The sequence below is a fragment of the Pantoea nemavictus genome (assembly GCF_037479095.1).
GTDB classification, from domain to species: domain Bacteria; phylum Pseudomonadota; class Gammaproteobacteria; order Enterobacterales; family Enterobacteriaceae; genus Pantoea; species Pantoea nemavictus.
In genome coordinates, this window is record NZ_JBBGZW010000001.1 from 2113959 (window position 1) to 2135983 (window position 22025).

22 protein-coding genes are annotated in these 22025 nt (G+C 54.1%); 15 read left to right on the forward strand and 7 right to left on the reverse strand.

What is annotated here, in order from left to right:
* Nucleotides 1-37: 37 nt before the first annotated feature.
* The 4 genes from yidC to rpmH are packed head-to-tail and all read right to left on the reverse strand — an operon-like array spanning nucleotide 38 to nucleotide 2422.
* Complete coding sequence (yidC, locus tag WH298_RS09705; RefSeq protein ID WP_007893566.1) at nucleotides 38-1684, reverse strand: membrane protein insertase YidC; 1647 nt, start codon at nucleotides 1682-1684, stop codon at nucleotides 38-40.
* Nucleotides 1685-1686: 2 nt separating this feature from the next.
* Complete coding sequence (gene yidD, locus WH298_RS09710) at nucleotides 1687-1944, reverse strand: membrane protein insertion efficiency factor YidD (protein ID WP_007893564.1); 258 nt, start codon at nucleotides 1942-1944, stop codon at nucleotides 1687-1689.
* Nucleotides 1908-2267 (reverse strand): ribonuclease P protein component, encoded by a 360-nt coding sequence (gene rnpA / locus WH298_RS09715; protein ID WP_034830013.1) that lies wholly within the window; start codon nucleotides 2265-2267, stop codon nucleotides 1908-1910. The genes yidD and rnpA overlap by 37 nt, the downstream gene beginning before the upstream one ends.
* A gap of 14 nt (nucleotides 2268-2281) precedes the next feature.
* Nucleotides 2282-2422: a 50S ribosomal protein L34 gene (rpmH, locus tag WH298_RS09720; RefSeq protein ID WP_003849659.1), complete on the reverse strand. Its 141-nt coding sequence runs from the start codon at nucleotides 2420-2422 to the stop codon at nucleotides 2282-2284.
* Between the two features lie 602 nt (nucleotides 2423-3024).
* Between rpmH and dnaA the strand changes: the two genes are divergently transcribed.
* The 4 genes from dnaA (at nucleotide 3025) to gyrB (ending at nucleotide 9221) form a co-directional block, all read left to right on the forward strand.
* Nucleotides 3025-4431 (forward strand): chromosomal replication initiator protein DnaA, encoded by a 1407-nt coding sequence (gene dnaA, locus WH298_RS09725; RefSeq protein WP_007893559.1) that lies wholly within the window; start codon nucleotides 3025-3027, stop codon nucleotides 4429-4431.
* A gap of 5 nt (nucleotides 4432-4436) precedes the next feature.
* Complete coding sequence (dnaN, locus tag WH298_RS09730) at nucleotides 4437-5537, forward strand: DNA polymerase III subunit beta (RefSeq protein WP_049852401.1); 1101 nt, start codon at nucleotides 4437-4439, stop codon at nucleotides 5535-5537.
* 172 nt (nucleotides 5538-5709) lie between these two features.
* A complete protein-coding gene (gene recF / locus WH298_RS09735) occupies nucleotides 5710-6795 on the forward strand; it encodes a DNA replication/repair protein RecF (RefSeq protein ID WP_097095491.1) in 1086 nt (361 codons plus the stop codon).
* 17 nt (nucleotides 6796-6812) lie between these two features.
* Nucleotides 6813-9221 (forward strand): DNA topoisomerase (ATP-hydrolyzing) subunit B, encoded by a 2409-nt coding sequence (gyrB, locus tag WH298_RS09740; protein WP_007893552.1) that lies wholly within the window; start codon nucleotides 6813-6815, stop codon nucleotides 9219-9221.
* Between the two features lie 51 nt (nucleotides 9222-9272).
* Here gyrB and WH298_RS09745 read toward each other — a convergent pair whose 3' ends face one another.
* Nucleotides 9273-10745, reverse strand: coding sequence for a sensor histidine kinase (locus WH298_RS09745; protein WP_180822742.1), 1473 nt, complete (start codon nucleotides 10743-10745; stop codon nucleotides 9273-9275).
* Between the two features lie 8 nt (nucleotides 10746-10753).
* Nucleotides 10754-11464 (reverse strand): response regulator transcription factor, encoded by a 711-nt coding sequence (locus WH298_RS09750; RefSeq protein WP_180822743.1) that lies wholly within the window; start codon nucleotides 11462-11464, stop codon nucleotides 10754-10756.
* Nucleotides 11465-11617: 153 nt separating this feature from the next.
* Here WH298_RS09750 and WH298_RS09755 point away from each other — a divergent pair, with 153 nt between their 5' ends.
* The 10 genes from WH298_RS09755 (at nucleotide 11618) to WH298_RS09800 (ending at nucleotide 20928) form a co-directional block, all read left to right on the forward strand.
* Nucleotides 11618-12229, forward strand: a complete 612-nt coding sequence (locus WH298_RS09755; protein WP_180822744.1) for a cytochrome b/b6 domain-containing protein — start codon at nucleotides 11618-11620, stop codon at nucleotides 12227-12229.
* Nucleotides 12230-12239: 10 nt separating this feature from the next.
* A complete protein-coding gene (locus WH298_RS09760; protein ID WP_180822745.1) occupies nucleotides 12240-13028 on the forward strand; it encodes a molybdopterin-dependent oxidoreductase in 789 nt (262 codons plus the stop codon).
* A gap of 66 nt (nucleotides 13029-13094) precedes the next feature.
* A complete protein-coding gene (locus WH298_RS09765) occupies nucleotides 13095-13409 on the forward strand; it encodes a hypothetical protein (RefSeq protein ID WP_180822746.1) in 315 nt (104 codons plus the stop codon).
* Between the two features lie 152 nt (nucleotides 13410-13561).
* Nucleotides 13562-14371 (forward strand): sugar-phosphatase, encoded by an 810-nt coding sequence (gene yidA, locus WH298_RS09770; RefSeq protein ID WP_180822747.1) that lies wholly within the window; start codon nucleotides 13562-13564, stop codon nucleotides 14369-14371.
* Nucleotides 14372-14587: 216 nt separating this feature from the next.
* On the forward strand, nucleotides 14588-15286 hold the full coding sequence (locus WH298_RS09775; RefSeq protein ID WP_007893539.1) for a FadR/GntR family transcriptional regulator: 699 nt from the start codon (nucleotides 14588-14590) through the stop codon (nucleotides 15284-15286).
* The gene (locus tag WH298_RS09780) at nucleotides 15283-16161 is read left to right on the forward strand and encodes a 2-dehydro-3-deoxygalactonokinase (protein WP_180822748.1); all 879 of its coding nucleotides are present in this window, start codon (nucleotides 15283-15285) and stop codon (nucleotides 16159-16161) included. The genes WH298_RS09775 and WH298_RS09780 overlap by 4 nt, the downstream gene beginning before the upstream one ends.
* Complete coding sequence (locus WH298_RS09785) at nucleotides 16145-16762, forward strand: 2-dehydro-3-deoxy-6-phosphogalactonate aldolase (RefSeq protein ID WP_049852395.1); 618 nt, start codon at nucleotides 16145-16147, stop codon at nucleotides 16760-16762. Before WH298_RS09780 ends, WH298_RS09785 begins: the two co-directional genes overlap by 17 nt.
* Nucleotides 16759-17907 (forward strand): galactonate dehydratase, encoded by a 1149-nt coding sequence (gene dgoD / locus WH298_RS09790; RefSeq protein WP_007893527.1) that lies wholly within the window; start codon nucleotides 16759-16761, stop codon nucleotides 17905-17907. The genes WH298_RS09785 and dgoD overlap by 4 nt, the downstream gene beginning before the upstream one ends.
* Before the next feature lie 302 nt (nucleotides 17908-18209).
* On the forward strand, nucleotides 18210-19502 hold the full coding sequence (locus WH298_RS09795) for an MFS transporter (protein WP_180822749.1): 1293 nt from the start codon (nucleotides 18210-18212) through the stop codon (nucleotides 19500-19502).
* Nucleotides 19503-19665: 163 nt separating this feature from the next.
* Entirely contained in the window at nucleotides 19666-20928 is a 1263-nt protein-coding gene (locus tag WH298_RS09800) for a YidR family protein (protein ID WP_180822750.1), read from the forward strand.
* On the opposite strand, the gene WH298_RS09805 is transcribed toward WH298_RS09800, so the two are convergent.
* On the reverse strand, nucleotides 20906-21265 hold the full coding sequence (locus tag WH298_RS09805) for a YceK/YidQ family lipoprotein (protein WP_036622144.1): 360 nt from the start codon (nucleotides 21263-21265) through the stop codon (nucleotides 20906-20908). The two genes, WH298_RS09800 and WH298_RS09805, sit on opposite strands and share 23 nt — an antisense overlap.
* Before the next feature lie 285 nt (nucleotides 21266-21550).
* On the opposite strand from WH298_RS09805, the gene ibpA reads away from it, so the two are divergent.
* The gene (gene ibpA, locus WH298_RS09810) at nucleotides 21551-21964 is read left to right on the forward strand and encodes a small heat shock chaperone IbpA (protein WP_049852393.1); all 414 of its coding nucleotides are present in this window, start codon (nucleotides 21551-21553) and stop codon (nucleotides 21962-21964) included.
* The last annotated feature ends 61 nt before the right edge of the window (nucleotides 21965-22025 follow it).

The window sequence follows — 22025 nt, forward strand, 5'->3', positions numbered from 1 at the left end:
CCTTTGATTATACGCTGCTGCTGATGGCAGTCAGACGTTACGCTTTCTTCTTGTCGCGGCTATGCAGGCCACGTTTTTCCAGGCCGCGATAAATCAGCTGCTGCTGGAGAATGGTTACCAGGTTGCTGACGATGTAGTACAGCACCAGACCTGAAGGGAACCACAGGAAGAACACGGTAAAGATAACCGGCATGTAGGTCATGATCTTCTGCTGCATCGGATCGGTCACGGTGGTCGGTGACATCTTCTGAATGAAGAACATGGTGATACCCATGATGATCGGCAGAATGTAGTACGGGTCCTGCGCGGACAAATCATGAATCCACAGAATAAACGGTGCATGACGCAGTTCAACCGAGCCTGACAGCATGTAGTACAAGGCAAGGAAGATCGGCATCTGGATAACCAGAGGCAAGCAGCCGCCCAGCGGGTTCACTTTCTCCGCCTTATACAGCGCCATCATCTCCTGGCTCTGCTTCTGCTTATCATCACCCAAACGTTCACGCATCGCCTGAATTTTCGGCTGCAGCATACGCATCTTCGCCATCGAGGTGTACTGCGCTTTGGTCAGCGGGTACATGATGCCACGAACGATGAAGGTGATAACGATAATGGAGAAGCCCCAGTTACCGATAAAGCTGTGGATGAACTTCAGCAGCTTAAACAGCGGCTGAGAGATGAACCACAACCAGCCGTAATCTACGGTCAGATCCAGGTGAGGCGCGATAGCCGCCATCTGGTCCTGAATTTCCGGGCCAACCCACAACGTTGCGCCAAGATCTTGCTGTGCGCCTGCACCAACGGTAACCGGTGCAGATTTGTAGCCAATTGCCGCTACGCCATTACCGAGGTTGCTGGTGTACAGCGTGTTGTTACCCTGTGTGCGTGGCACCCAAGCGGTAGCAAAGTACTGTTGCAGCATCGCCACCCAGCCATTGCTGGTGGTGGTGTTCAGGTTCTCGTTATCCGCGATGGTGTCGAATTTATATTTTTCGTATTTCGCATCGCTGGTTGAGTACGCTGCACCACGGAAGGTGTGCAAAGCAAAGTTGTTGCTGCCGGTATCGCGGTGCTTAGGCACATCGATGGTCTGCTTCAGCTGACCAAACATCGACACTTCCAGCGGCTGCTGGGTAGTGTTGTTAATGTTGTAGTCAACGTTAACCGCATACTCACCGCGCTTGAAGACGAAGGTCTTGGTGTAAACCACGCCGTTTTCACCGGTCCATGTCAACGGGACGCGCAGCTCGCTCTGACCATCGGCCATCACGAAGCTATCTTGTGAAGTGGTATACAGCGGACGTGCGCCATTGTTAGGGTTATCCGGACCGTTACGGCCCGTTAAGCCGCTCTGCGCCTGATAAACGAATGCTGGAGTGGTCTCAAGCAGCTGGAACGGTGCATCTGAACCCAGTTTGTCTGGGTAAGTCAGCAGCTGAGCCTGCTCAATATCGCCACCGCGCGTGTTGATGTTGAGTGACAGGACATCTGTCTTAACGGTGATCGTTTTGCCCTGTCCGCTAGCCGGCACGCCGGAAGTGGCGGCATCACCCGCTGCGCTGCTTGTGTTTTGTGTGGTCTGAGTTTGCTGTGGCTGCGGAGCGTGGTCCGTCTGCCAGGCTTGCCAGATCATAAAAGACACGAACAGAAAAGCGATGAGAAAGAGATTGCGTTGCGAATCCATCGTTAATGTTCTCTGGTATCAAAGGTTTTTGGCGGCACAGGATCGTCACCACCCGGGTTCAAAGGGTGGCATTTTAATACGCGTTTTATCGTCAACCAACTGCCTTTTACAACACCAAAACGGCGTAAGGCCTCAATCCCATACTGCGAGCAGGTGGGATGGAACCGGCAATGAGGTCCCAGCAGTGGGCTGATGGCGCGTTGATAAACGCGTATCAGGGCAATCAGGAGCCGCGAGCCAGGCGACAGTGACGACGCCATAATTTCTCCAACGCTTCCGTCAGCGCACGGTTATCCAGGTCAGCAATCCCTTTTTTCGCCACGATCACAAAATCCATTGCAGGCAGCTCATGTTGACGCAGACGAAAGCTTTCGCGGGTCAATCGCTTGATCCGGTTGCGTTCATGGGCACGTTTGACATGTTTTTTTGCGACGGTGAGACCGATGCGGGGATGCCCCAGCGAATTAAGTCGGCCGAGTATGGTGATCTGCGGCGTACCGGCTCTTTGTGGCTGCTGGAAGACGAAAGTGAAATGAGTGGGAGTTAACAAACGTAACTCCCTGGGAAATGCGAGCTTAACCACGAGGGTTAGCTTTATTACTTAGAAACGGTCAGACGAGAACGGCCTTTAGCACGACGACGTGCCAGAACCTGACGACCATTTTTTGTTGCCATACGAGCACGGAAACCGTGTGAACGGTTGCGCTTCAGTACGGACGGTTGAAAAGTGCGTTTCATGGCGATTTCTACCTAAACTTGAAAATTTTCACTGGGTGACGCGTTTTCGGGCCAGTAAATCGACCAACGCCTCAATGTGTCTTTAATAAAGAGGCGGGATTGTAATAATTGTACAGTCCAGAGTCAATTTACTTCGCTGGTCGCGGCACCTGGAAACCCAGATACAGCCCGCTGATTCCGGGCATCAAGGCTTCACGCAATAATGCCGGGTGGGGAATTATACGGGCTGTGGGTTAAAGCGCAAGGATCGCGCAGGATCTTCTTGCGATCAATTTGCAGGTTTGTTGCGCGGAAATGCGAGCCAGGCAGAAAAAATAACGGTTTCAGCCAGATTAACGCTGGCTTTTTTGCCAGAAAGCGTAAACTCATTTTCGCTACCGATGCCTGTGGATAAATTGGATCAAAACTGTGTAGAAAGGGAAGATCTCTCGGCGGCTTTACGTTATGATCCGCCCTTCCGCTGGCGATCCTCACTGCGATCGCCGGGGAAGACTACCGCGAATAGCGGTCGCAGGCGCTTTCCAACCGCCTGTGTCTAAAAATTACGTTTCTATTTATTAGCGCCTAAAATTCTTATCGATTTTGTACGAGTGGAGTCCGCCGTGTCACTTACGCTTTGGCAACAGTGTCTTGCCCGTTTGCAGGATGAGCTTCCTGCCACCGAATTCAGCATGTGGATTCGTCCGCTGCAGGCTGAATTGAACGACAATACGCTGACCTTGTATGCACCAAATCGGTTTGTACTCGACTGGGTTAGAGATAAATATCTCAATAGTATCAATGGGCTGCTGAACGAGTTCTGCGGTGCGAATGTGCCATTACTGCGTTTTGAAGTCGGCACTCGCCCTACCGCTCAGGTGACAACCAGCCAACCGGCGATGGCCACTTCCAATTACAGCGCGCCTGCACCGATTGAAAATCGTCCCGCGCCAACGCAAATTCTGCGTCCAAGCTGGGATTCGGTGCCCGCGCCGGCCGATGTCACTTACCGTTCCAACGTGAATAACCGTCATAACTTCGACAACTTCGTTGAAGGTAAATCGAACCAGCTGGCGCGCGCGGCGGCACGTCAGGTGGCGGATAATCCTGGTGGCGCGTATAACCCGCTGTTCCTTTATGGCGGCACCGGTTTGGGTAAAACTCACCTACTGCACGCGGTGGGAAATGGCATTATTGCGCGTAAGCCGAATGCCAAAGTGGTGTATATGCACTCCGAGCGTTTTGTGCAGGACATGGTCAAAGCCCTGCAGAATAACGCCATCGAAGAGTTTAAGCGTTATTACCGTTCGGTTGATGCGCTGCTGATCGATGACATCCAATTCTTTGCCAATAAAGAGCGCTCGCAGGAAGAGTTTTTCCACACCTTCAACGCGCTGCTGGAAGGCAATCAACAGATCATCCTGACTTCGGATCGCTATCCAAAAGAGATCAACGGCGTAGAAGATCGCCTGAAATCGCGTTTTGGCTGGGGATTAACCGTGGCGATCGAGCCGCCTGAGCTGGAAACGCGTGTCGCGATCCTGATGAAGAAGGCCGATGAAAACGACATCCGTCTGCCGGGCGAAGTGGCGTTCTTTATTGCTAAGCGTCTGCGTTCCAATGTGCGAGAGCTGGAAGGTGCGTTGAACCGCGTGATTGCCAATGCGAACTTTACCGGTCGCGCCATCACCATCGATTTCGTGCGCGAAGCGCTGCGCGATCTGCTGGCGCTGCAGGAAAAACTGGTCACCATTGATAACATCCAGAAAACGGTGGCCGAGTATTACAAAATTAAAGTGGCGGATTTGCTGTCGAAACGCCGTTCGCGTTCGGTAGCGCGTCCGCGCCAGATGGCGATGGCGATGGCGAAAGAGCTCACCAACCACAGTTTGCCGGAAATTGGCGATGCGTTTGGTGGCCGCGACCATACCACCGTGCTTCACGCCTGCCGTAAAATCGAGCAACTGCGTGAAGAGAGCCACGACATCAAAGAAGATTTCTCTAACCTCATTCGAACACTATCTTCCTGACGCATATGAAATTTATTGTAGAACGTGAGCAGTTACTGAAGCCCCTGCAACAGGTCAGCGGTCCGCTTGGCGGACGCCCAACGCTGCCGATTCTTGGAAATTTACTGCTGCAGGTCAGCGAAGGTTCGCTGCGGCTGACCGGCACCGATCTGGAAATGGAAATGGTGGCGCGTGTGGCGCTGACGCAGCCCCACGAACCGGGCGCTACCACGGTACCGGCGCGTAAATTCCTCGATATTTGCCGCGGTTTGCCGGAAGGCGCTGAAATCAGCCTGACGCTGGAAGGCGACAGAATGCTGGTGCGTTCAGGCCGCAGCCGTTTCTCGCTATCTACGTTGCCGGCCAGCGACTTCCCGAATCTGGATGACTGGCAGAGTGAGGTGGAATTCACCTTGCCGCAGGCGACGTTAAAACGCCTGATTGAAGCCACGCAGTTCTCAATGGCGCATCAGGATGTGCGTTATTACCTTAACGGCATGCTGTTCGAAACCGAAGGCGAAGAGTTGCGTACCGTCGCTACCGATGGTCACCGCCTTGCGGTGTGCTCAATGCCGATTGGTCAGGCGCTGCCGAATCATTCGGTGATCGTGCCGCGTAAAGGTGTGATTGAGCTGATGCGTTTGCTCGACGGGGGCGAAACGCCGCTGCAGGTGCAAATTGGCAGTAGCAACATCCGCGCACACGTCGGTGACTTTATCTTCACTTCGAAGCTGGTTGATGGTCGTTTCCCGGATTATCGCCGCGTATTGCCGAAGAATCCGGATAAAGCATTAGAAGCCGGCTGCGATATTCTGAAGCAGGCATTTGCGCGTGCGGCGATTCTCTCTAATGAGAAATTCCGCGGCGTTCGCATCTACATCACCGAAAATCAGCTGAAAATTACTGCTAACAACCCTGAACAGGAAGAGGCGGAAGAGATGCTGGATGTCTCTTACAATGGCACCGATCTTGAGATCGGATTCAACGTCAGCTATGTGCTGGATGTATTGAATGCGCTGAAGTGCGAGAACGTGCGTTTGCTGCTGACTGATTCGGTGTCGAGCGTGCAGATTGAAGATGTTGCCAGTCCAGCCGCGGCATACGTAGTTATGCCAATGCGCTTGTAGTAGAAAATATCGGCCTGGCTTACTTGCCATTCTGGTCCCGGGCAGTGCTCGCCCCTGGTCACATACTTCAGTATGCTCCCAGGGCCTGCGCGCTGGCCGTGACCAGACTGCCTGCGCCGCCGACGGCCTGGATTATTAATGTTAGGCAACCCCCTTCTGGCTGGAATGATTCATGGCTTTAACCCGCCTCCTGATTAAAGATTTCCGTAATATCGAGCAGGCCGATCTCGCGCTGGCACCGGGCTTCAATTTCCTTGTGGGCGCTAACGGCAGCGGTAAAACCAGCGTGCTGGAGGCGATCTACACCCTCGGACACGGTCGTGCGTTTCGCAGTTTGCAGGCTGGCCGCGTTATTCGCCACGATCAGGATGCCTTTGTGCTGCACGGCCGTATTGAAGGCAGTGAACGCGAACTGTCGGTGGGTCTCACCAAAAATCGTGCCGGTGACAGCAAAGTCCGCATCGATGGCAGCGACGGTCACAAAGTCGCCGAGTTAGCGCAACTGTTACCCATGCAGTTGATTACGCCGGAAGGTTTTACGCTGCTGAATGGCGGCCCCAAATACCGTCGCGCCTATATCGATTGGGGATGTTTTCACGCCGCGCCCGGCTTTTTCCATGCCTGGAGCAATCTGCGTCGTCTGCTGAAACAGCGCAATGCGGCGCTGCGTCAGGTATCGCGCTATAGCCAGATTCGTCCGTGGGATCAGGAGCTGGTGCCGCTGGCTGAGCAAATCAGCGCATGGCGCGCCGAATACAGCGCGGCGATTTCCCGCGAGATCATCGCCACCTGTGGCCAATTTTTACCGGAGTTCGAGTTAGCGTTCTCTTTCCAGCGTGGCTGGGACAAAGAGAGCGACTACGCCGAACTGCTGGAACGCAATTTCGAGCGCGATCGCGCGCTCACCTACACCGCCAGCGGCCCACATAAAGCCGATTTTCGTATTCGTGCTGAAGGGACGCCGGTGGAAGATTTACTCTCACGCGGTCAGTTAAAGCTGCTGATGTGTGCGCTGCGCTTAGCGCAGGGCGAATATCTGACGCGCAGCAGCGGACGACGCTGTTTGTATCTGATTGATGACTTTGCCTCAGAGCTGGATGACACCCGTCGTCGGCTATTAGCTGAACGCCTAAAAGCCACGCAGGCTCAAGTATTTGTCAGCGCCATTGGTGTCGAGCATGTAATCGACATGAGTGATGAAAAGGGCAAGATGTTCCGCGTGGAACAGGGTAAAATAGTGGTTCAACCTGAAGATTAAATGAGCGAGAAACGTTGATGTCGAATTCTTATGACTCCTCAAGTATCAAAGTCCTGAAAGGGCTTGATGCGGTACGCAAACGCCCGGGTATGTACATCGGCGATACGGATGACGGCACCGGTCTGCATCACATGGTATTCGAAGTCGTGGATAACGCTATCGACGAAGCGCTCGCCGGTCACTGTAGTGACATTACCGTTACAATTCATGCCGATAACTCGGTCTCAGTGCAAGATGATGGCCGTGGTATTCCGACCGGCATTCACCCGGAAGAGGGCGTCTCTGCGGCGGAAGTGATCATGACCGTCCTGCACGCCGGCGGTAAATTTGATGATAACTCCTACAAAGTGTCTGGCGGTCTGCACGGCGTCGGCGTTTCCGTGGTTAACGCCTTGTCACAGAAGCTGGAACTGACTATTCGTCGCGAAGGCAAAGTGCATCATCAGATTTATCAGCACGGCGTACCGCAGGCACCGCTGGCGGTATCAGGCGATACCGATGCAACCGGTACGCGCGTGCGTTTCTGGCCGAGCTATGAAACCTTCACCAACGTGATTGAGTTTGAGTACGAGATCCTGGCGAAACGCCTGCGTGAGCTGTCGTTCCTTAACTCAGGCGTCTCGATTCGTCTGGAAGATAAACGCGACGGCAAGAACGATCACTTCCACTACGAAGGCGGCATCAAGGCGTTTGTTGAGTACCTCAACAAGAACAAAACGCCAATCCATCCAACGGTGTTCTATTTCTCGACTGAGAAAGATGGCATTGGCGTGGAAGTGGCGCTGCAGTGGAACGATGGTTTCCAGGAAAACATCTACTGCTTCACCAACAACATTCCACAGCGCGACGGCGGGACGCACCTGGCCGGTTTCCGTGCGGCAATGACGCGTACCCTGAACGCCTACATGGATAAAGAAGGCTACAGCAAAAAAGCCAAAGTCAGCGCCACCGGCGATGATGCGCGTGAAGGCCTGATTGCGGTGGTTTCCGTGAAAGTGCCGGATCCGAAATTCTCTTCTCAGACCAAAGATAAACTGGTCTCTTCAGAGGTGAAATCGGCGGTTGAGCAGCAGATGAATGAACTGCTGGCGGAATACCTGCTGGAAAACCCATCTGACGCCAAAATCGTGGTCGGTAAAATTATCGATGCAGCGCGCGCGCGTGAAGCGGCGCGTCGTGCACGTGAAATGACCCGCCGTAAAGGCGCGCTGGATTTAGCCGGTCTGCCAGGCAAACTGGCTGACTGTCAGGAGCGCGATCCGGCGCTGTCTGAAATCTACCTGGTGGAGGGTGACTCCGCAGGCGGTTCAGCCAAACAGGGCCGTAACCGTAAGAACCAGGCGATTCTGCCGCTGAAAGGTAAAATCCTGAACGTGGAGAAAGCGCGTTTCGACAAGATGCTGGCATCGCAGGAAGTCGCGACGCTGATCACCGCGTTAGGTTGTGGTATCGGTCGTGATGAATACAATCCGGATAAACTGCGTTATCACAGCATCATCATCATGACCGATGCTGACGTCGATGGTTCGCACATCCGTACGCTGCTGTTGACCTTCTTCTATCGTCAGATGCCGGAAATTGTTGAGCGTGGTCACGTCTACATCGCTCAGCCGCCACTGTACAAAGTGAAGAAAGGCAAGCAAGAACAGTATATTAAAGACGACGAAGCGATGGATCAGTATCAGATTTCCATCGCGCTCGACGGCGCTACGCTGCACACCAACGCCAGCGCGCCTGCGTTAGGCGGTCAGCCGCTGGAAACGCTGGTGGCGGATTTCAACAGCACACAGCGCATGATCAAACGTATGGAGCGCCGCTTCCCATCGGCTCTGCTGCGTGGCCTGATCTACCATCCAACCTTAAGCGACCTCAGTAATGAAGCCGCCGTACAAGGCTGGATCGATGGCTTAGTGGCGTATCTGACCGAGCGTGAAGCGCACGGCAGCAGCTACCTGGCGCAGGTTCGTGCTGATAACGAACAGAACCTGTTCGAACCGGTGCTGCGTGTCCGCACGCACGGCGTTGATACCGATTATCCACTGGATAGCGAGTTCATCGATGGGCCGGAATACCGCAAAATCTGTGCGCTGGGCGAGCAGCTGCGCGGCCTGATTGAAGAAGATGCCTACATTGAACGTGGCGAGCGTCGCCAGCCTGTAACCAGCTTCGAGCAGGCGATTGAGTGGCTGGTGAAAGAGTCGCGTCGTGGTCTGTCAGTACAGCGTTATAAAGGTTTGGGTGAGATGAACCCAGAGCAGCTGTGGGAAACCACCATGGATCCAGATAGTCGCCGCATGCTGCGCGTGACGATTAAGGATGCGATTGCTGCCGATCAGCTGTTCACTACCTTGATGGGCGATGCGGTTGAACCGCGCCGTGCTTTCATCGAAGAGAACGCGTTGAAAGCCGCCAACATCGATATCTAATCGAGCGGGTAACACGAAAAAACCCTTCCACTTAGGAAGGGTTTTTTGTTTTTAGCGCGGTATGGAGAAGCGGAAGCAGGCGCCCGATGTTTGTTCATCCAGACGAATATCACGCTCATGCAGCTGCAGAATACGGCGCACCACCATCAATCCCAGACCACCGCTGTTTTTCCGCGTGCTGGCGTGCGTTAACGCAGACGGACGCTCAAACAGTGTGGCACGTAACGCATCAGGAATGCCGGGTCCCGAATCTTTCAGACTTACTTCAACCTCGCGTTCGGCGCTACGCAGCGTGACCTCAATGGTTCCCGCCTCCGGCGTGTATTTGATAGCATTATCAAAGAGATTGGTCAGCACGCGATCGATCATCGAAACATCGGCATTCACCTGCGGCAGCTGTTCGGGCATATCCACCACAAAGCGGATATTGCGCGTGCTGGCCATTAACTCAAATTTTTGCACCACGTCGTAAGTCAGCTCTGAAAGGCTGAACATTTCACGATTGGGCTTTATTACGCCATATTCCAGCTGCGCCAGTTCAAATAGCTGCTGCGCCAGCATGCTGACTTTTTGGCTTTGCGAAAGCGCAATGTGCAGGTAACGCTGGCTTTCGGTCGATTTCAGGCTGTCCGATTTATACAGCAAGGTTTCGAGATAACCGTGCAGCGTGGTCAGAGGCGTGCGCAAATCGTGTGAAATATTGGCCACGAAATCACGCCGCAATTGGTCCTGATAAGCCAGCTTCTCCCACTGAAAGGCGACGCGTCGCGCCATACCCACAAACGCGCCCTGCAATACACTGACCTCATCTTTCTCATGCGGCTGTGGCAACGGTAATTCCGCCATCTGCTTGATTGCCGTCATGTCTTCCCGGTTGAGTTCACGAACACGTTGCGTCAACTGGCGCATTGGGCGCGTGATTAAACTGAACGCCACCGCGCCCGCCGTCAGACCAAACAACACCACCAGCAAAGATGACCAAAATGATGTGTGCATCAGAATATCGATCTGCGCTTCCTGCGCCAGTTGGTGATAGTTCTCGCCCTGCAAAATCACATACAGATAACCCACCGTTTGGCCATGCAGGGCAAGCGGTGCAACGCTAAACACTTTATTTTCCATCAAATTACGTGGGTCATCGCCATATACTGGCGAAGCGGTGCCATTAAGCTGCGCATGGATTGGAGCCAGGCTCACGCGGCTGCGTTTGACATGATTAGGCGGTGCTGCATCAGCCAGAATATAGCCCTGTAAATCGAGCAAATAGACTTCCACACTGGGATTGAGCACCATCAAATCACTGAACAGCGCCTTCATCAGCGGCAGATTCACGCCCTGCTCGCCAATCATATTGGGGTTGAGGCTGGCGATACTGCGCGCCAGTCCGTCGGACAAACGTTGCACCACGGCGCTACCGTACTGCGCGTTGATGCGAATCTGCATCCAGCCTGACAGCAGTGTACAAAGTAACAGCAGGGAAGCAAAAACCAGCGCCAGGCGCTGGCTGAGTGTCAGGCGTTTCATCATTAAACCTACTTCGCCGGCAGCGAAAATTTATAGCCTTTGCCCCACACCGTCAGGATGTAGTGCGGTTCGGCGGGATTGTCTTCAATTTTCAACCGTAAGCGGTTGATATGTGTATTAACCGTGTGTTCATAACCATCGTGCTGATAGTCCCAAACCTGATTGAGCAGATTGAGGCGGGAAAACACTTTTCCAGGATGTTTAGCGAAGTGGTAAAGCAGATCAAACTCGCGCGGCGTTAAGGTTATCGGCTTATTCTCCAGCCACACTTCACGGGCTACCGGATCGATCATTAATGCATCGTGATGCAGCGTGCCCGCTTCCAGGCGCGAATTTAAATTCATCGCTTCCTGGCGGCGAAACAGTGCCTTAAGCCGGGCGACGAGTTCCACCACGGAAAAGGGTTTGGGCAGATAATCATCTGCGCCTAGCTCAAGGCCCAAAACGCGATGCACTTCACTGGAGCGTGCACTGATCATAATGATCGGCGTATAGCGTTTCATTGCGCGGGCGCGGCGACAGATCTCTAAACCATCAATGCCGGGCAACATCAGATCAAGAATCAAAGCATCCCATTGCTGGGTTCCCAATAAATGGACGGCGAGGTGTCCATCAGCCGCATGGGTTACATCATAACCTTCATCCTGAAAGTTTAAGCGCAGAACGTCGGCTATTCCGCTGTCATCTTCGACAATAAGCACTCTCTTTGCGTCGATCATCATCCCTTCCTGTTGCGCCACTTCAATCAATGTTAGCGCCTATATCGCCTCAAAGTGTTCACGTTTTGTTTAACTCCTCGTGAGGCTTCGGTGAACAACAATTCGGCACCATAACACTCAGACGTTAAACAGCAGGGTCAGAAACGGATGGAAATGCAGAGGGATGAAAAGCCTGAACGCTTACTTGTGGTTCATCCAGCATGGCTGCGGTTGTGTCACTGGGTGAATGCGGCGGTCATGGTGATCATGACGTTGAGCGGATGGCGCATTTATAACGCCTCGCCACTTTTTAGCTTTTATTTTCCGGGTGAAATTACCCTCGGTGGCTGGCTAGGTGGCGCCCTGCAATGGCACTTCGCCGCGATGTGGATTTTTGCCGGGAATGGCGTGCTGTATCTCACGATGAATGTCGTTACTGGACGCTTCAGGAAGAAATTTCTACCGCTTAGTCTGCGGGGATTGCTGCACGATGCCAGCTGCGCGCTGAAAGGCAAGCTGGCGCATGCGGATCTGCGTCACTACAACCCCATCCAGCGTGCGGCTTATCTGTTTGTGATGCTGGACTGCCTGCTGTTGGTGCTGTCAGGGCTGGTGTTGTGGAAATCGGTGCAGTTTGGCGTGTTACGCGATCTCCTCGGCGGCTATGAAGCGGCACGTTACATCCACTTTTACGCGATGGCCGCGCTGGTGGGCTTTGTCATGGTGCATCTGCTGATGGTCGCGCTGGTGCCAAAAACCCTGCTTGCCATGTTGCGTGGACGCTAAGGAGAGCGAGATGAAAAAATTTAAGGTCGATATTGCTCCCGGTGATGCGGATGCCCTGATTAAAGAAGCGCAGCAGCTACTGGCGCGAAAGCTGGATTCCGCCTCACGCCGCCGATTTTTACGCCAGGGCTTAACGCTCGGCGGCGTGGTAATGCTGACGGGCTGCGATCTCAGTGATAAACCCGACATCGATAGCGTGCTGAACAGATTTTCCCGCTTTAACGATCGCGTGCAGAGCTGGCTGTTTAATCCTGCCCATCTCTCTCCGGAATACAGCGCCGATCGCATCGCGCCCTTATTTCCGTTTAACGCCTTTTACGGTGAAGAATATATTCCCCAGGTCAACGGCGATCGGTGGCGTCTGGAGATTGCCGGGCTAGTGAGTGATAAACGCAGTTGGTCGCTAGCTGAGCTCTACAACATGCAACAGGTTGATCAGATTACGCGCCATATCTGTGTGGAAGGCTGGAGTGAAATTGGCCGCTGGGGCGGCGTGCGTTTCGGCGACTTTCTCAGGGTGATTGGTGCCGATACGTCGGCCAAATATGTCAGCTTTAAATGTGCGGACGATTACTACACCAGCATCGATATGGCCTCGGCGCTGCATCCACAAACCCTGATGGCATTGAGCTGGGATGGGCGAATACTCCCGCCCAAATATGGTTATCCGATGAAAATCCGTATTCCCACCAAGCTGGGATATAAAAATCCGAAGCATATTCAGGTGATTGAAATAACCAATCGTTATTCCGGTGGTTACTGGGAAGACGAAGGCTACAACTGGTTCGGCGGAAGCTGATCCCTTAATCCGGTGCCTTATTGCGCCAACACCATTGATACTCGTAAAACTATAAGGAAACACCCTATGAAAAACGCAATCGTAGCAACCTTTATCGCTTCAATGATGACTCTGTCTACCGCCTATGCTGCGGATACTATGGGCAAAGATGCGATGAAAAAAGATGAAATGGGCATGAAGAAAGACAGCATGCACAAAGATGAAATGGGCATGAAGAAAGACAGCATGCACAAAGATGCAATGGGCATGAAGAAAGACGGCATGCACAAAGACGCAATGGGCATGAAGAAAGATGGCTTGCACAAAGATGCGATGGGCATGAAGAAAGATGCCATGAAGAAAGAGGAAATGGGCATGAAAAAGGATGCGATGAGCCACTAAGGTCATCCTTTAACGCCCTGTATTCAAGGCCATCACAGGAGTGATGGCCTTTTTTATTTGCGTGAGGAAAAATCTGAAGTCGGGCGCGAAACTGGTCAATGTGAGCTGAATCGCGCTAGCATTGATCAAAACCCTGACTCAACGAGGATGTTATGGCAATAAAACTGGTTGCAATCGATATGGACGGCACGCTGCTCAATCCGCAGCACGAGATTACGCCCGCCGTTAAATCGGCGATTGAACGCGCACATAAAAAAGGCGTAATGGTGGTACTTACCACCGGTCGTCCGTACGTCGGCATTCAGCGCTATCTGATGGAACTGAATCTGGTTGATGAAGGCCAATACTGCATCAGTTATAACGGTGCGCTGGTACATCGTGCTAACGATGGCGAATGTGTTGCCGAAATTACCCTGGGTTTCGACGATTATCTTTATATCGAACAGCTGGCGCGCGACCTTGGCGTTCACTTCCAGGCTTTCGATAAATCCTTCCTCTACACGCCGAATAAAGATCTCAGTGAATTCACCATCCATGAAGCGAGCCTAACCGGTATTCCGGTGCGCTATCGTTCTGTGGAAGAGATGGATCGCGCCACGCGCTTCCCTAAGCTGATGATGATCGATAAGCCGGATCTGCTGGATTCCGCCATTCAGCGCTTGCCGCAGCAGGCGCGTGACAACTACACCATTCTCAAAAGCGCACCTTATTACCTCGAAATCCTCGATTCACGCGTGAATAAAGGACAAGGGGTAAAAATGCTGGCGGATAAGCTGGGTCTGGCGCGTGAAGAAGTGATGGCGATTGGCGATCAGGAAAATGATTTAGCCATGATTGAGTACGCCGGTACCGGCGTTGCAATGGGAAATGCCATTGATTCGGTGAAGAAAATCGCGCAGTTCATTACCAAAACCAATATGGAAGATGGCGTCGCGTACGCTATTGAAGAGCTGGTGCTATAAATCTCCTTTGCGGGCAGCGCTCTGCTGTCCGCTGCTATTCCCCCTGATTCTCCCCCTCGCACCTCGGTGCATGGATTGTCTATTTTGTGATCCAGATTGTAGTACAACTTTACTAAATGGTACTACAATCGGCGGCACGGACTCAGGCGGTCGTTGGGCTTCACTGAGCGAAAGCAGTAATCTGATGCGTTATCGCCTTTCACTGAATGGAACATCATGACGCAAGAACAATTAAGCAAAACAGAGCGCATCATCCTGACGCTGGGTGAAGAGATTGTGGCCGGCAAGTTTGTGCCAGGCGCGGCGCTGCCCGCCGAAGCTGAACTGTGCGAACGCTTTGGCACCTCACGCAACATTATCCGTGAAGTGTTTCGCTCACTGATGGCCAAACGCTTGATGGAGATGAAGCGCTATCGCGGTGCCTTCGTCACGCCACGTAACCAGTGGAACTATTTGGATAGCGATGTGTTGCAGTGGGCGCTGGCGCACGATCAGGACCCGCGTCTGATTGCGGCGATGAACGAAGTGCGTGTGCTGGTGGAGCCGCAGATTGCGCGCTGGTCAGCTGAGCGCGCGACTTCAACCGATCTGGCGGCGATTGAGTTGGCCTATAACGAAATGGTGGCCAATCACCTCGATCGTGAAGCCTTTAATGAAGCGGATATCCGCTATCACGAAGCGGTACTGGATTCGGTGCATAACCCGGTGCTGCAACAGCTCAACGTGGCGATCAGCCAGCTGCAAAAAGCGGTGTTCGCGCAAACCTATATGGCCGATGAAGGCAACATGCCGCGCACCTTAGCCGAACATAAAGCGTTATTCGATGCCATTCGTCATCAGGATGGCGATGCGGCTGAACAGGCCGCCAAAGCGATGATTGCCAGCTCCACGGCGCGACTCAAGGAGATTATGTGACCAGCTATATTGCGATTGATTGGGGCTCAACCAATCTGCGCGCCTGGCATTATCAGGGCGGTACCTGCGTAGCTGAGCGCCGTTCAGAAGCCGGTGTCACGCGCCTTGGCGATCGCACGCCAGCCGAGGTGTTTGCCAGCGTCACCGACGGCTGGCCCGTCAACGAGGTGCCGGTGGTGATGGCGGGCATGGTGGGCAGCAATGCGGGCTGGCTGTCGGTGCCTTATCTTTCCTGTCCGGTGGCGCTGGGCGAGCTGGCGGGTCGCCTAACGCGCGTTGAGGATCAAGCGTGGATTGTGCCGGGATTGAGCGTCGAACGTGACGACAACTACAACGTTATGCGCGGTGAAGAGACGCAGCTGCTTGGTGCGCTGGCATTGCAACCCGCACCGCTCTACGTGATGCCCGGCACGCACGCCAAATGGGTGCAGGTAGAGCAGGATCGCGTGGTGGATTTCCGTACCGTGATGACCGGCGAACTGCATCATCTGCTGCTCAAACAATCGCTGATTGGTGCCGGTTTACCTCAACAGGAAGAGAACGCCGCCGCTTTCCATGACGGTTTGCAGGTGGGATGCAACGATACCTCGATTCTGTCGCGCCTGTTTGAAGTACGCGCTTCACACGTGCTCGGCGCGCGCGATCGCCGTCATATCAGCGACTTCCTTTCAGGTTTATTGATTGGTCACGAAGTGGCGCTGATGACGCAACAGGCCGACGTCACAAGCCAACCGATCACCATTATTGCCGGTAGCGCGCTGGCGCAACGTTATCAACAGGCGCTGCACTTTATCGGCCTGGATTCAGTCACGCTGGCAGGCGATAGCGCTTTCCAGCACGGAATAAGGAGTATTGCGAATGACCTGGCAAACTAAAATCCCGCTGATCGCCATTTTGCGCGGTATCACGCCGGACGAAGCGGAAGCGCACGTTGGAGCACTGATCGACGCGGGTTTCGATGCGATTGAGATCCCGCTTAACTCGCCGGAATGGGCGAAAAGTATTGGCGCGATGGTGAAAACCTTCGGCGATAAAGCACTGATTGGCGCCGGCACCGTGCTCAATCCGGCGCAGGTCGATGAGCTGGCGACGCTGAACAGCAAATTAGTCGTCACGCCCAACACCGATGCTGCAGTGATTCGCCAGGCGGTTTCCAAAGGCATGATCGTCGCCGCGGGTTGCGCCACCGCCACCGAAGCGTTCACCGCCTTACAGGCCGGCGCGCAGGCGCTGAAAATTTTCCCATCGTCGGCCTTTGGTCCGGGCTACATCAAAGCATTGAAAGCGGTGCTGCCGCCGGAGGTGCCGGTGTTTGCTGTGGGCGGCGTGACGCCGGAAAACCTGCACGAATTTATGGCCGCAGGTTGCATTGGCGCCGGTTTGGGCAGCGATCTCTATCGCGCCGGACAACCGCTGTCGCGCACTGTGGAACAGGCTCGCGCATTTATTGCTGCTTATAAGGATGCTGTACGATGAAAATTACCAAACTGACCACTTACCGCCTGCCGCCGCGCTGGATGTTCCTGAAAATCGAAACCGACGAAGGCATCGTTGGCTGGGGCGAACCGGTGATTGAAGGCCGCGCCCGCAGCGTGGAAGCGGCGGTGCATGAGCTGTCTGAATATCTGATTGGTCAGGATCCGGCGCGCATCAACGACTTATGGCAGGTGATGTATCGCGGTGGCTTCTATCGCGGTGGCCCGATTCTGATGAGCGCTATCGCCGGTATCGATCAAGCATTGTGGGATATTAAAGGCAAAGCGTTGGGCGTACCGGTTTATCAACTGCTGGGTGGTTTAGTGCGCGACAGCATTAAAGCTTACAGCTGGGTAGGCGGCGATCGTCCGGCCGACGTCATTGATGGCATCAAGAAGTTGCGCACCATCGGTTTTGATACCTTTAAACTCAATGGCTGCGAAGAGATGGGCATTATTGATAACGCCCGTAAAGTCGACGATGCGGTGAATACCGTGGCGCAGATTCGCGAAGCCTTCGGTAAAGAGATTGAGTTTGGCCTTGATTTCCACGGCCGCGTCAGCGCGCCAATGGCGAAAGTGCTGATTAAAGAGCTGGAACCGTATCGCCCGCTGTTTATTGAAGAGCCGGTGCTGGCGGAGCAAGCGGAATATTATCCGCGCCTGGCCGCGCAAACCCACATTCCGATTGCCGCTGGTGAACGCATGTTCTCGCGCTTTGAGTTTAAACGCGTGCTGGAAGCGGGCGGTTTAGCGATTCTGCAGCCGGATCTGTCGCATGCCGGCGGTATCACCGAGTGCTACAAGATAGCGGCGATGGCTGAATCCTATGATGTCGCGCTGGCACCGCACTGTCCGCTCGGCCCGATCGCATTGGCGGCTTGCCTGCACGTTGACTTCGTGTCACGCAACGCGGTGTTCCAGGAACAGAGCATGGGCATTCACTACAATCAGGGCGCCGAACTGCTCGATTACGTGATTAATAAAGACGATTTCAAAATGGATGACGGTCACTTCTATCCGTTAAATAAACCGGGCCTCGGCGTGGAAATTAACGAAGAGCTGGTGATCGAGCGTAGTAAAAATGCACCTGACTGGCGCAATCCGCTGTGGCGTTTTCCAGATGGCAGCGTTGCTGAATGGTAAATACCCGTCATACTTCAAGCTACAGATGCGTTGGCTGCGTTTATTCACCCCAGTCATGGTGTAAGCTCCCGGGGATTCATTCGCTTGCCGCCTTTCTGTAGCTCGAATTATTTAGGGTGTTAAATTTAATTAAATCTAAATGATTATATGCCGGTGAAATAGGGCATAGGGCTTCACTCAGCCTTTTTCCCGGCACAGCTTATTTACCGCCTCGGCGGATTTACCTTTGTTACCACTACCCTGAGTTTGTCGGGGCGTACTTTGTCGCGCCTTTACGGCAAACCCGATGACGGAGAAACACCATGGATCTCTCTGCTGTGCAAGCCAAACCGACGCGCCGTCGTTATATCACGCTGCTGATGATATTTATTACGGTGGTGATTTGTTATGTTGACCGCGCAAATTTAGCCGTCGCTTCTGCCCATATTCAGGAGGAGTTCGGTATTACTAAAGCGCAAATGGGCTATGTATTTTCTGCCTTTGCCTGGCTATATACGTTATGTCAGATTCCCGGCGGCTGGTTCCTTGATCGCGTCGGTCCTCGCGTAACCTATTTTATTGCCATTTTTGGCTGGTCGGTCGCAACGCTATTTCAGGGTTTCGCGACGGGCTTATTATCCTTAATTGGCCTGCGTGCCATTACCGGTATATTCGAAGCGCCCGCGTTCCCCACCAACAACCGCCTGGTGACCAGCTGGTTCCCGGAGCAGGAACGCGCTTCTGCGGTTGGTTTCTATACCTCCGGCCAGTTTGTCGGCCTGGCTTTCCTGACGCCGCTGCTGATATGGATTCAGGAACTGCTGAGCTGGCACTGGGTCTTCATCATCACCGGCGGTATCGGCATCATCTGGTCGCTGATCTGGATTAAGTTCTATCAGGCACCGAGCCAGAGCAAAGGCATCAATAAAGCCGAGCTGGATTACATCCGCGAAGGCGGTGCGATGGTCGATGGTGATGCGCCGAGCGAGAAGAAAACCCGCACCAAACTCACCGCCGCCGACTGGAAACTGGTGTTCCATCGCAAGCTGTGCGGTGTCTATCTCGGCCAGTTCGCCGTGACCTCCACGCTATGGTTCTTCCTGACCTGGTTCCCGAACTATCTGACGCAGGAAAAACACATCGCGGCGCTGACCGCCGGCTTTATGACCACCGTGCCATTCCTCGCGGCGTTTGTGGGCGTGATTCTGTCGGGCATCGTCGCCGATCGTCTGGTGCGCAGCGGTCGTTCGCTTGGCTTTGCCCGTAAAACGCCGATCATCTGTGGTTTGCTGATCTCCACCTGCATCATGGGCGCTAACTACACGAACGACCCTATTTGGATCATGACGTTGATGGCCATCGCCTTCTTCGGCAACGGTTTCGCCTCGATCACCTGGTCGCTGGTGTCATCGCTGGCGCCGGTGCGTTTGATTGGTTTGACCGGCGGCATGTTCAACTTTGTCGGTGGCCTGGGCGGCATTACCGTGCCGCTGGTCGTCGGCTATCTGGCGCAGGATTACGGCTTTGCCCCTGCGCTGGTGTACATCTCGGCGGTGGCGCTGATCGGTGCGCTGTCGTATATCCTGCTGGTCGGTGATGTAAAACGCGTGGGTTGATCCAACCAGGTGCGCATGAATGCGCACCCTACAAACCTTGCTGTAGGGTCGCCATTTATGGCGACCTGGCTAATAACCGCACGATAATGACGACCGGGTTTATTCGCATCCCACTAGCAAATCACGTAATTTATCCGGCAACTGTCAGATGTAAGGTTGCCTCATGTCAGAAAAACAACTCACCTTTGCCCAGCGCCATCATCAGCTGACCAATATCAACGTCTGGACCGGCGATAGCCAATGGCTGGCGTTTGATGTGCGGCCGTCTGGCGCCTCCTTTACCAGCCTGACCATTGAGCGCGTTAACGTGACAAGCGGCGCTGTTGAAGTGCTGTATCAGGCGCGTGATGGCGCACACGTTGGCGTGGTCACCGTTAGCCCGGATCTGCCGTCGCGTTACGTCTGCATTCACGGGCCGGAACATCCGGACGCGCACTGGCGCTACGATTTTCATCATCGTCGCGGCGTGATTGTGCAGCAGGGCATTGCCGAAAATCTCGACGCCTGTGATATCACCGCGCCTTATACGCCCGGCGCGCTGCGCGGGGGATCGCATGTGCACGTCTTCAGTCCGGATGGTTCGCGCCTGAGTTTTACCTATAACGATCACGTAATGCATGAAAAGGATGCGCGTGATGACCTGCGCAATGTCGGCGTGGCGGTGCCGCTGCATCCGGTGTGTCCGCCCAAACAGCATCCGCGTGAATATGAGGGCAGCCACTATTGCGTGCTGGTCAGCCAGACGCAGCGCGATCCGCAGCCGGGCAGTGACCAGATTGACCGCGCCTATGAAGAGTGCTGGATAGGTAATCAAGGCTACCAGAGAGCCGACGGCAGCTGGCAGCGCTGGGCTATTGCCTTTATTGGCGATACGCGCGATGCGAACGGCGAAAAAGTACCTGAGGTGTTTGTCGTGGATCTGCCAGCAGCGCTCGCAGATTACGCGAAGGCGGGTGCATCACCGTTGCAGGGTACGCCCGATAAACTGCCTGCGCCACCAGCCGGCGTGCAGCAGCGGCGCGTCACGCACACCAAAGGACTGGCGCTGCAGCCGCGCCATTGGCTGCGTGCCTCAGCGGATGGCAGCGCCATCGCCTTTTTGCTGGCGGACGAGCACGGCATCGTTCAGTTGTGGACGGTTTCACCCAATGGCGGTCAGCCGCGTCAGATAACTCAGCTGGCAAGCAGCATCCAGTCTGCTTTTAGCTGGCAGCCGGATGGCAGCGTCATCGCTTTTATCTGCGATAACAGTGTGATGCGTTGTGAAGTGATGACGGGACACTGTACGCGCTTGACGCCACGCAGCGATCGCGCGCCATCCGGTGATGCGGTGGTGTGGTCGCCGGATGGTGAGCAGATCGCTTATATGCGGGAGGTTGACGGTTGGCGCCAGCTGTTTTGCGTCAGTGCGATGTTACCGGAGTAGAGGCTGCGGTCGCCAGGCTGGCTTGGGTGCCGGCCAATTTTTCGCTCTGCATCACACGCTCGTGGATGGAATCCTTGCTCTTGTCGTCATCGGAACGGAAATAGTCCCACGGCAGCAGCACGGTATCCATCACCGCTGAAAAGGGTAAATCGATCAGGGCCAGCGGCTTAATTGCCCAACTGGTTTTGTCATCCGTTAGCATCTCTGCACTGGCGCGCGTACCGGGATAGTAGCCCTGACTGGCGCCCGTATGAGACATCACGCTGGAGCAGCCCGAAGAAGCAAAGGCGCTGCAAATCAGCACAGCTGTGAGTGGAAAGCGTTTCATCATCTTCATTATCATCATCCCTTCAGTCATGGCATGGCCCTGGCTGGAGTGTGTCACCTGACGTTTCGCAAAGCTCTATGACCTTGTCTTGGATCTCAGGAGAATGGTTCCCTGAGTGTATGCCATATCGTCAGAATTGCTGTAAAAAATACGCATTGGCCCTTGAAAGCGACCAGGCTGCACCCACTTTTAAGGAACGGTCACGCTGCTGTTGCCGGAAGGGACAGCAGCGGGCTGAACAACCTGTCCATGGTGGAAGGTTGCCTAAACTTGCTGATTATCAGGAGTCTTATTATGCGTAATTTTGATCTCTCTCCACTTTATCGTTCTGCCATCGGTTTTGATCGCTTGATTAACCTGCTTGAGACCAATCAGAACCAGGCTAATGGGGGCTATCCTCCGTATAACGTTGAGCTGGTGGATGAGAACTTCTACCGCATCACGATTGCCGTCGCGGGCTTTGCCCAGAGCGAATTAGATATCACCTCACACGATAACGTGCTGGTGGTACGTGGTGCGCACCCGGAAGAGCAGCCGGAGCGCAAGTATCTGTATCAGGGCATTGCCGAGCGCAACTTTGAGCGTAAATTCCAGCTGGCCGATCACATCACCGTGCGCGATGCGCGTCTGGAAAATGGTCTGCTGAGCATCGATCTGGTACGCATCGTCCCGGAAGAGGCGAAACCGCGCCGTATCGAAATCCTGTAATCAGGTTGCTGAGTTGACGAAAAACGCCGCATAACGCGGCGTTTTTTTATGTGTGTGATAA